Genomic DNA, 10,276 nt, shown 5'->3' with positions numbered 1-10,276 from the left:
TAGACCATGTGCTGCAACTGCCCGCTCTTGGTGTAGGCATAGCGCAGTTGGAACGCCTGGCCATTGGTGGTCTGCACCTTGCGCACCAGGTGGCCGAAGCGGTCGTAGCAGTACTGCGTGCTGCCGCTGCCGTCGGTCATCGCGGCCAGCCGGCCGACCGCGAACGTCTCGCCGGCCGTGCACACCGGTTGGGTGATGTCGTAGACGTAGGCCACATTCAGGCTGCTGTCCGGGTAGGCGATGGCCGTCAGCCGGTTCAGCGCGTCGTAGCTGTAGCCGGTGGTGACGCCGCGCGCATCGGTCTGGGTGGTGCGGTTGCCGGCGCTGTCGTAGGTGTAGCTGGTGGTGCCGGTGTCGGGACTGCTCAGTTGCAGCAGGTCGCCCAAGCCGTTGTAGCTATAGGTGGTGTCCAGGCCCTTGGGGTCGGTGACCTTGGTCAGGTTGTCCAACGCGTCGTATTCGAACGTGGTCTCGGCGGCGATGCCGCCGACGTCCTGCAAGGTGCGCTTGAGCCGGTTCAGCGGGTCGTACTCGTTGCGGGTCTCACGGCCGAACGTATCGGTGACCGAGGTGGTGTTGCCGTTGGCGTCGTAGCCGAAGTCGGTGGGGTTGGCCTGCGCATCGGCCACCGTGGCCAACTGGCCCAACTGGTTGTAAAGGCGCGACAGCGTGCGCTTGAGATTGCCGCCGGCGTCCTGGGTGTTCTCCTGGATGCGGTTGCCGGCATTGTCCAGCAGGTAGGCGATGCGGTTGCCGGCGTTGTCGCTGATGGCCACCAGCCGGTGCGCCGCGTCGTACTCATAACTGGTGAAGGCGCCATCGGGCTGGGTGACCTTTTTCACCAGCCCGGTCGGCCAGTACTCAATGCGGGTCACCTGGTCATCGGCCTCGGAGGCGTCATCCGCGCCGCGTACTTTACGCGCGGTCAGCCAGCCACGCGGGTGGTACTCCAGGTCGGTAATGACGCCGTTGGCGTCCTTGACCGACAGCACCCGGCCGGCGCCGTCGTAACGCAAGGTCTCGGTGACCTGGCCCAGCGCGTTGGTCACCTTCCAGAGGTCGCCTTTGCGGTGGGGGCAGGTGGTGGGGGCTGTCGCGCAGGTCGCGTCGTCGGTGGGGTAGTAGGTGTAGGTGGTGACATCCGAAGTACCGCTCAGAGAACCATCTACCGATCGCAGCAGTCCTTCCAGCGGGCAGATGCCGCTAGTCACGTCACTGTCCTCGCAGTACATCATTGCGGTTGTCCGCATCAGGGCTAACGCCGTGTCGCTGATGCTGGACTGCAGAACTTGACCACGCGTGTTGTAGCTCCACGTCGCTCGCTGTTTCAGAACATCCGCCGCGTCCAGCGTGTCGCGCTGAATTGGCTTACGGAAATCACTGTGCCAGGCAGTTTCGATAGTGTTCTTTGCGCCCGTCGTGTCATTGGCCGCCTCCACCTTCCGCACCACCAACCCTTCCGGGCTGTAGTCGAAATCAGTGGAAACGCCACTGAAATCCACCTGCACATCGGGATAGCCATTGTTGTCGTAAGTCCTGCTTGCGTAGGTATCGCCGTTGCAAGTAGGGCAAGGTCCGCTGAACCCGTTTGCTTTCGCGCGACCGTGCAGGATAGAAGGCGTAGTGGTGACAGCGTGATTGTTAGCATCGGTGACTACGGCGCCTGACGCAGAGTAGGCGAACGTAGTTTGGTCAATTGAGCCTGTCGGACTGCCGTGTACGCTACGAGTGACTCGCCTGCTGCCGTCATACTCCCAGCTTGCATAAAGGGAATCTGCCCCGTCATAACGTTGAGTTAGTCCCTCAGGAAAGCCGCTGCTGGTATAGCCGTAATGCGCAATCTGATGCAACGTCATAGTTCTGTCCATGAGCTTGACCGTGCTAAGACGACCACTACTGTCATAGCTGTATTGCAGCTCCTGTCCATCAGGAAGCGCTATCGCGCTCAGCTGGCCGCCGGCATACATGAAAGACAGGCTTCGTCCGCGCTGGTCGGCGACCACTGACAAGTGGTCGCCGGCGTACGCCAGTGTCAGAACCTCACTACCTGGAGAGGCAATATGCGTCAACCGACCGGTCGCGTCAAAACTCTCTACCGTGTCATCCGGTGATGCGAGGGTCCATCCGGTAGTTACGCCACTTCCGTCCACCTGCTCTGTTAACCGGTGCGGTACGTCCCGGTCTCGCATCCATACACCAAAGCGCTTTTTGAATGTGTAGAAGTCACCCGAAGGGCGGGTGATGTTTACGGTAGTGGAATCGATGTTCTCAATCCGCCGCATGTAGGTATGGCGCCAAGCGGCCCCCAGCTCTGAGACTGGTCGCAAGCCGCTTGCACTGCTGTAGTAGCGACTGAAGCTGAGGTTCCCATCCGGCGCAGCGTAGTCGGTCGCTTCTTCAAGCTTTGCGCCGGTGAAGAAGTTCACAGGATTGCCAGCGGTAGTAGGCCCCAGGGCGGAAGCATCTGAAATGCCAAGACATGCAATCAGAACTAGCAGGACGAACGGCATCGGTGTCAGCGCACGGAAGGTGACGGGCAACTTCCTTTGGCCACTGACATGGCACGATGGACGCTTACCAAAAGTTCTCTCGTTCTTGCTCATACCACGCCTCCCATGCTTTCGCGCCAGTCCAATAGAGTTGCGTCCGTTCGTAGGCACTACCGTGTTGCATCTATGCGCAATCATCGATTCATAGCAGCCCCATGAACCGATTTCCTAGGAAGATAACTTGCTATCTCGCACTACCTTCCGCCCATAACGTCACAACAGTTTCCCTTGCCAGGCTCAACGACAGGAGGAGGTGCTTGACACACTCCACCCGTAGGTTGCCGTAAACTGTCCCCTAGCGATGCAAGCTCGCAACCAACATCACAGCTCAGAGTGCCTGCCGGCACCGAAACATCATCACTGTTAACCGGTCTCGCCGAGCACGTCTTGTTCGCGGAAAAGGTATGAGTAGCGACAATGTCGCCTACGTTGCACTGATTACCTGTTGTCTGCGCAACGATGTTGTCGGCCGTACACAAGTATCCAGAATTACCGCCTATGTGCGGAATGAACGTGCACTTGGCGTTCTTGGACCAAGGCGCACTCGGCCGACTCGTGAACCTACGTCCAGCTTCCAAACATCCCAAATAGGCCTCTCCTTGATCTGGATAGTGCCGTGCTGCCACATCGTGCGTCCAGGTCAGAGTCAAGCCCAGCAGCAGCAGAGTTTCAGTTGTTTTCATACACCGCTCTCCCTAAGCTCCATGCTTGCGGCAACGTGCGATCTTTTAAGAGCTACCCGCAGATACCCCGCCTTCGATGCAGCAGTTGTTCTTGCCGGACTTGAGCTCCAGTTCTGGAGCGATACAAACATAACCAGTGGGGCGAGAGCTTTCCCCGTCTAATGAACCGTACTCACACCCTTGATCACACATCAATGAACTGCTCACTGTACTCACCGCTCCGGAAAGAATGGGCCGCGCTAAGCAGGTTCCTTCGATAGGAAACCAATCCCCCCGGCCAGCGTACCAACAAGAGATCCAATGTGGCGTCGTTGAGTTCCCATATGCTAGGACCTCGCACCTATAACCTCCGCTGAGCAAAATACATCTGTGACCAAGAGTCGGACGATAGTTCGGACCAATTGCTGTCTCGGCTGCGGCGCCTTCGGCCATGCATTGTACGTAGGCCTGCCCTTGATCTGCGGCGCGCGCAGACTCTATACCTGAGCACAAAAGCAAACAACCTACCGCAAGCCACTCAATGCACCTGAATCTTCTGAGAGCGAACCCGGGTAACCAACGCAATTGAGTCGACGGTCCAACCTTGTGCTCGCCACCTTTGAGCACGGACCTTGCCAGGCGCTTGCAGTAGTCTTCTCGGTAAACTCCGAACGCTCGCATCGCCGACATCACTCCCCACCCTTTGAAGATTTCCTTATACAGCCAGCAAACGCGCTGGATCGGCATCAGTTCGTCCGTATGAAAAGCGAAAAGGACACTAATAACCTTGTTCTCGATGGTCTTCGATAGATTCATCAGATGTCCTCTCTGAATCCACCACAGACCTCGTAGGGCGGAACCGCCGAAGGCGATGACCAGCTTTGCTGTTAAAGACCCGCCGGATTCTCCTGAGAAATTCGGCGGAATCCGCTGTGCGGGTTCCGCCCTACGCTGGCTACGACAAGCATTATTATAGAAGTACGCCTCCGTCCAGATTGCTGTGGACGAAGGCGCTCTCTCGATATGGCGGTTAGAAGCCTGACAAGGGTTGCGTTTCCGAACTTCCGTATCCATGCATGAGTCCTTTCGTTGCTGAAGGGTTCAATCGATCAGTGCGATTCCACCACTTCCAAAGTCCCGGCACGGAGCCCTTGCCTGGCTCCGGCTGAAGCCGGTGGGCACTATCACATGCCCACCCTACGAAACATCACCGCACTTCCGCCACCTCAACCCCGTCCAAGCCCTGCGCCAGGGTCTTGGCGTCGCCGCCTTGGGCCAGTTTGATGCGTAGGCGCACTTCGTTTTGCGAGTCGGCGTAGCGCAGGGCGTCTTCGTAGGAGATTTCGCCGGCCTGGTAGAGCTCGAACAGGCTCTGGTCGAAGGTCTTCATGCCCAGGTTGGTGGATTCCTTCATCACTTCCTTGAGCTTGTGGATCTCGCCGTCGCGGATGTAGTCCTGGATCAGCGGGGTGCCGAGCATGATTTCCATCGCCACGCGGCGGCCCTTGCCATCAGGAGTCGGCACCAGTTGCTGGGCGACCACGCCCTTGAGGTTGAGCGACAGATCCATCAGCAGCTGGCCGCGGCGATCTTCCGGGAAGAAGTTGATGATGCGGTCCATGGCCTGGTTGGCGTTGTTGGCGTGCAGCGTGCACAGCACCAGGTGGCCGGTTTCGGCGAAGGCGATGGCGTGGTCCATGCCTTCGCGGGTGCGCACTTCGCCAATCATGATCACATCCGGCGCCTGGCGCAGCGTGTTTTTCAGCGCCGCGTCCCAGCTTTCGGTGTCGATGCCGACTTCGCGCTGGGTGATGATGCAGCCTTCATGCTTGTGCACGAATTCGATCGGGTCTTCGATGGTGATGATGTGGCCGGTCGAGTTCTGGTTGCGGTAGCCGATCATCGCCGCCAGCGAGGTCGACTTGCCGGTGCCGGTGGCGCCGACGAACAGGATGATGCCGCGCTTGGTCATGGCCAGGGTCTTGATGACCGGCGGCAGGTTGAGCTCTTCCACGGTGGGAATGCGCGTTTCGATGCGGCGCAGCACCATGCCGACCTGATTGCGCTGGTAGAAGCAGCTGACGCGGAAACGGCCCACGCCGGCCACGCCGATGGCGAAGTTGCACTCGTGGGTCTTTTCGAACTCCTCGCGCTGCGCCGGCGTCATCACGTTGAGCACCAGATCGCGCGACTGCTGCGAGGTCAATGGCGTCTGCGTGATGGGCGAAATCTTGCCGTGTACCTTGATGGACGGCGGCATGCCGGAGGTGATGAACAGATCCGACGCCTTCTGGTGCGCCATCAGCTTGAGGAAGGAGGTGAAATCGATGGTGCTCATGGAAGTGCTCCGGGACCGGGGACCGGGGACCGGGGACCGGCAATGGGCGTCAGACCCATTATCGGTTTCCTGTACCTGGTCAATGCCGATCCACTCATTAGGTAAGGTCTCGAATCATCACGCCGCTTTTCGGGTCCCCGGTCCCTGGTCCCCGGTCCCGGCTTTACTCGAACAACCGCTTGTCCTTGGCGTATTCCCTGGCCTGCTGGCGGGTGATCAGGCTGCGCTTGACCAAGTCCTGCAGGTGCTGGTCCAGGGTCATCATGCCGGACTGCTGGCCGGTCTGGATGGCCGAGTACATCTGCGCCACCTTGTCTTCGCGGATCAGGTTGCGGATGGCGGGGGTGCCGACCATGATTTCCCACGCTGCGGTGCGGCCGCCGCCGACCTTCTTCAGCAGCGCCTGCGAGATGACCGCGCGCAGCGATTCGGACAGCATGGAGCGGACCATCGGCTTTTCGCCGGCCGGGAACACGTCGATGATGCGGTCGATGGTCTTGGCCGCCGAGCTGGTATGCAGGGTGGCGAACACCAGGTGGCCGGTTTCGGCGGCGGTCAGCGCCAGGCGGATGGTTTCCAGATCGCGCAACTCGCCGACCAGGATGTAGTCGGGGTCTTCGCGCAATGCCGAGCGCAGCGCCTCGTTGAAGCCGTGGGTGTCGCGGTGCACTTCGCGCTGGTTGATCAGGCACTTCTGCGAGGTGTGCACGAATTCGATGGGATCCTCAACGCTGAGGATATGGCCGTATTCGTTCTTGTTGATGTGGTCGATCATCGCCGCCAGCGTGGTCGACTTGCCCGAACCGGTCGGGCCGGTGACCAGGATCAGGCCCTGCGGCTGCTCGATCAGCTGGCGGAACAGCGGCGGGCAGCCCAGGTCTTCCAGGGTCAGCACGTCGGAGGGAATGGTGCGGAACACCGCGCCGGCGCCGCGGTTCTGGTTGAACGCGTTGACGCGGAAGCGGGCCAGGCTGGGAATCTCGAACGAGAAGTCCACTTCCAGGAATTCTTCGTAATCGCGGCGCTGCTTGTCCGACATGATGTCGTAGACCAGCGCGTGCACCTGCTTGTGGTCCAGCGCCGGAATGTTGATGCGGCGCACATCGCCGTCCACCCGGATCATCGGCGGCAGGCCTGCCGACAGGTGCAGGTCCGAGGCTTTGTTCTTGACCGAGAACGCCAGAAGTTCGGCGATATCCATGACGCGGCTTCCCCCAAATTGCTATCAACTGGAACGATACTTCCCCGAAAGGCAGTATAGCGATCTTGCTGCCATAACCAACGGTTGGACCCGAATGCTCGCCAGGAACCTTAGCGAGACCCTGCAACGTCTTGAAAACGCCGCCAGCAACGCCGGACGGCCAGTGCCGCGGCTGCTGGCCGTCTCCAAGACCCAACCTGCCGAAGCGGTGGCCGCACTGGCAGCCGCCGGGCAACGGGCATTCGGTGAGAATTATGTGCAGGAAGCGGCCTCCAAGGTCCGTGACCTGGTCGAGCTTTCGCTGGAATGGCATCTGATCGGCCATCTGCAATCCAACAAGGCCGAAGCGGCCGCGAACCTGTTCGACTGGGTGCAGACGGTGGACCGGCCCAAGCTGGTGGCGGCGCTGGCGCGTTATCGCGATGCCCAACGCGGCCCGCTGAACGTGCTGCTGCAGGTGAATATCGACGATGAAGCCAGCAAGCATGGTTGCCGGCCTGAACAGCTCGACGCGCTTGCGGCCGCCGTTGCCGCCGAACCGCGCCTGCTGCTGCGCGGCCTGATGGCCATCCCTGCCCCGCATGCGGATCTGGCGCTGCGGCGCGATGCGTTCCGGCGGATGAAGGCGTTGTACGACGGGCTCGCCGCGTGCTACCCGCAGGTGGACACGCTGTCGATGGGCATGAGCGATGACTACCCGCTGGCGGTGGCCGAGGGCGCAACGATGGTGCGTATTGGCACGGCGCTGTTTGGGGCGCGCAAGCGCCGGGAGTCGGAAGAGCCGGGACTTGGGACTGGGGACTCGGGGCAGGGTACTGGAGACCCGTAGCGTCGGTTGGCGTTTTTGCGCATTCCGCTTTTAACTCAGCCTTGGAGCACTGCGCAGCAAGCGTTGAAGAGGCATTCTTGTTTCGTCACTCGCGCGCAGGCGGGAGCCCAGCGATTTGGGTCGCGATCTGGACGGCTTGACTCGCGGTCCGGCGGTTGAAAGGCAACAGCCGAATGGCCGGTCATGACGAATCTCTTACAACTTGACACGAAAAGGCCCTAGCCTTTGTCTTCGCACCCAACCTCAACCCGAATCAGCCGAGGCTCCCCATGTCCCCTTCGAGTCCCCAGTCCCGAGTCCCGAGCCCCGGCCATCCCATCGCCTTCATCGGCGGCGGCAACATGGCGCGCAGCCTGGTCAGCGGGCTGGTCGGCCATGGCGCGAACGCCGCGAAGATCCGCGTGGCCGAGCCGGTGGAAGCCCTGCGCGCGTCGCTGGCGGCCGACTTCGGCGTGCAGGTGTTCGCCGATGCGCGCGAAGCGGCCTACGGCGCGGATCTGTGGCTGTTCGCGGTCAAGCCGCAGGTGATGCGCGATGTCTGCCAGTCGCTGGCCGACATTGCGCAACGGGACAAGCCGCTGGCGGTGTCGATTGCGGCGGGCATCACCGCCGCGCAACTGGAAGGCTGGTTGGGCGGCGATCTGCCGGTGGTGCGCTGCATGCCCAACACCCCGGCGCTGCTGGGCGCCGGCGTCACCGGCCTGTTCGCCAATTCGCGCGTTCCGACAGCCGGCCGCGAACGTACCGAGACCTTGCTGTCCAGCGCCGGCAAGACCGTCTGGATAGACCAGGAAGCGCTGATGGATGCGGTGACCGGCGTCTCCGGCAGCGGCCCTGCCTATGTGTTCCTGCTGGCCGAAGCGATGGAAGCGGCCGGCATGGCGCAGGGGCTGTCCGCCGACGCCGCACGCGTGCTGGTCCAGCAGACCATCCTGGGCGCGGCGCGCATGCTGACCGAAGCCAACGAGGACCCGGCCGAACTGCGGCGCCGGGTCACCTCGCCCAACGGCACCACCCAGGCCGCCATCGAGGCGTTCCAGGCCGGCGGTTTTGCCGAACTGGTCGAACGCGCGATTGCCGCCGCCACCGAGCGCGGCCGGCAGCTGTCGGCCGCCAATGACTGAGAACCTGTCCATGCGCCGTTACTGCCTGCCGCTGCTTTGCCTGCTGGCCCTGGCCGCCTGTTCGGGCGGCGAAAGCCCCCGCGCCGCCGAGTTCGTTGCGCCGGTGCCGGCCGAAAGCGACTTCGGCGATCTGCGCGTGCGCTACAACGCGCTACCGACGATGGCGCTGAGCGAGGCGGTGGCCAAGCAATATGGAGTCGAGCGGGATCCCGGCACGGCGCTGGTGGTCATTGCGCTGCGCCGCGTGCGCGGTGGCGAAGAAACCGATACCGATGGCGAAGTGGCGCTGCAGGCGTCCGACCTGTCCGGTGCCCGCCAGAACATCGCCTTGCGCGTCATCGACATTGGCGACTACAGCGACCATATCGGCATCGCCCGCGTTTCCCCGCGCAACAGCTATCGCTTCGAAGTCGCCGTCGACAGCGGCGGGCGCAAGGAAACCCTGCAGTTCCAGCGGAATTTTTGATTGTGCATGTCCGCAACTGTGGGAGTGGTGCCGGCATGCCGGCACCGGTGAGTCGCAACCGCGAACTCGAATAGCGGCTGAAGCCTGTTTGTTTGCCATCCGGACGCGCTGCGGCGCGTTCTTCATCACGCATACGGGGCGGCTATCGGGGCGCCATCGCGACTGACGTCGCTCCCACATGGAAAGACTGCGCCTTTGTGGGAGCGACGTCAGTCGCGACCGGAACACCAACGCACCGCCCACGCCTGCACGATGCGGGCGATTTCACCGACGCCGTCGGTCAATGCGGCCGGCCCTGGCTGCAGGATCAGCGGCGATTTGATTTCGTGCAGTTCGCCATCGCGCACCGCGGGAATCGCGTGCCAGCCGGGGCGCGCGGCGACTTTTTCGGGACGGAAGCGCTTGCCGCACCAGGAGCCCAGGATGATGTCCGGCGCGCGCCGCACCACTTCGCCGGCATCGGCCAGGATGCGCTGTTTGGCCAGCGGTTCGGCCGCCAGTTCCGGGAAGACATCGTCGCCGCCGGCGATGCGGATCAGTTCGGCGACCCAGCCGATGCCGGTGATCGGCGGCTCGTCCCATTCCTCGAAGTAGATGCGCGGGCGCCGCGGCAAGGCCGCCGCTTGTTGCCGGATCTCCTCCAGCCCGCGCTGCAGCGTATCGGCGTAATCGTTGGCCTTGGCGGAGGCGCCGACCAGCGCGCCCAGCCGGCGGACGTAGTCCAGGATGCCATCGACGCTGCGGTGGTTGGAGATCCAGACTTCCACGCCGTGGCGGATCAGTTCGGCGGCGATATCGGCCTGGATGTCGGAAAACCCGATCGCCAGGTCCGGCTTGAGCTTGAGGATTTCGCCGACCTTGGCGCTGGTGAACGCGCTGACCTTGGGCTTTTCCCTGCGCGCCCGCGCCGGCCGCACGGTGAACCCGCTGATGCCGACGATGCGGTCCTGCTCGCCCAGCGCATACAGCGTTTCGGTCGGCTCCTCGGTCAGGCAGACGATGCGGCGTGGGCCGAAAGGCCGGGAAGCGGGAACCGGGAATGGGGAATCGCCGGCAATGCCTGTCTCCGGCTTTTCCGATTCCCGATTCTCCATTCCCGATTCCCGT

The 10,276-nt window shown here is 62.2% G+C and carries 7 protein-coding genes and 1 pseudogene; 3 read left to right on the top strand and 5 right to left on the bottom strand.

From position 1 onward, the window contains the following. From CRO39_RS21435 to CRO39_RS16870, 4 genes and pseudogenes are all read right to left on the bottom strand, one after another. On the bottom strand, positions 1-2,189 hold a 2,189-nt coding region (locus CRO39_RS21435), incomplete at its 3' end, for an RHS repeat domain-containing protein (RefSeq protein ID WP_484564948.1). Between the two features lie 33 nt (positions 2,190-2,222). Then, positions 2,223-2,510: pseudogene (locus tag CRO39_RS21430) on the bottom strand (DUF6531 domain-containing protein); the annotation flags it as partial. A 1,908-nt stretch (positions 2,511-4,418) separates the two neighbouring features. Continuing rightward, positions 4,419-5,549 (bottom strand): PilT/PilU family type 4a pilus ATPase, encoded by a 1,131-nt coding sequence (locus tag CRO39_RS16875; RefSeq protein WP_097123129.1) that lies wholly within the window; start codon positions 5,547-5,549, stop codon positions 4,419-4,421. A 163-nt stretch (positions 5,550-5,712) separates the two neighbouring features. After that, on the bottom strand, positions 5,713-6,750 hold the full coding sequence (locus tag CRO39_RS16870) for a type IV pilus twitching motility protein PilT (RefSeq protein ID WP_097123128.1): 1,038 nt from the start codon (positions 6,748-6,750) through the stop codon (positions 5,713-5,715). 94 nt (positions 6,751-6,844) lie between these two features. Between CRO39_RS16870 and CRO39_RS16865 the strand changes: the two genes are divergently transcribed. The 3 genes from CRO39_RS16865 to CRO39_RS16855 all read left to right on the top strand — a co-directional run bounded on the left by CRO39_RS16865 (position 6,845) and on the right by CRO39_RS16855 (position 9,169). Further along, the gene (locus CRO39_RS16865) at positions 6,845-7,579 is read left to right on the top strand and encodes a YggS family pyridoxal phosphate-dependent enzyme (protein ID WP_097123127.1); all 735 of its coding nucleotides are present in this window, start codon (positions 6,845-6,847) and stop codon (positions 7,577-7,579) included. A 269-nt stretch (positions 7,580-7,848) separates the two neighbouring features. Beyond that, positions 7,849-8,703, top strand: a complete 855-nt coding sequence (gene proC / locus CRO39_RS16860; RefSeq protein ID WP_097123126.1) for a pyrroline-5-carboxylate reductase — start codon at positions 7,849-7,851, stop codon at positions 8,701-8,703. 10 nt (positions 8,704-8,713) lie between these two features. Further along, entirely contained in the window at positions 8,714-9,169 is a 456-nt protein-coding gene (locus CRO39_RS16855; RefSeq protein ID WP_238394687.1) for a DUF4426 domain-containing protein, read from the top strand. A 209-nt stretch (positions 9,170-9,378) separates the two neighbouring features. Here the strand turns inward: CRO39_RS16855 and CRO39_RS16850 are convergent, their stop codons facing one another. Continuing rightward, positions 9,379-10,263 carry a cobalamin-binding protein gene (locus tag CRO39_RS16850; RefSeq protein ID WP_097123124.1) on the bottom strand — a complete coding sequence of 295 codons (885 nt, stop codon included), beginning with the start codon at positions 10,261-10,263 and terminating at the stop codon, positions 9,379-9,381. Positions 10,264-10,276: the final 13 nt, after the last annotated feature.

The sequence above is a fragment of the Pseudoxanthomonas wuyuanensis genome (assembly GCF_900215535.1).
Lineage (GTDB): Bacteria > Pseudomonadota > Gammaproteobacteria > Xanthomonadales > Xanthomonadaceae > Pseudoxanthomonas_A > Pseudoxanthomonas_A wuyuanensis.
This window is presented reverse-complemented; position numbering and strand designations above follow the sequence as displayed.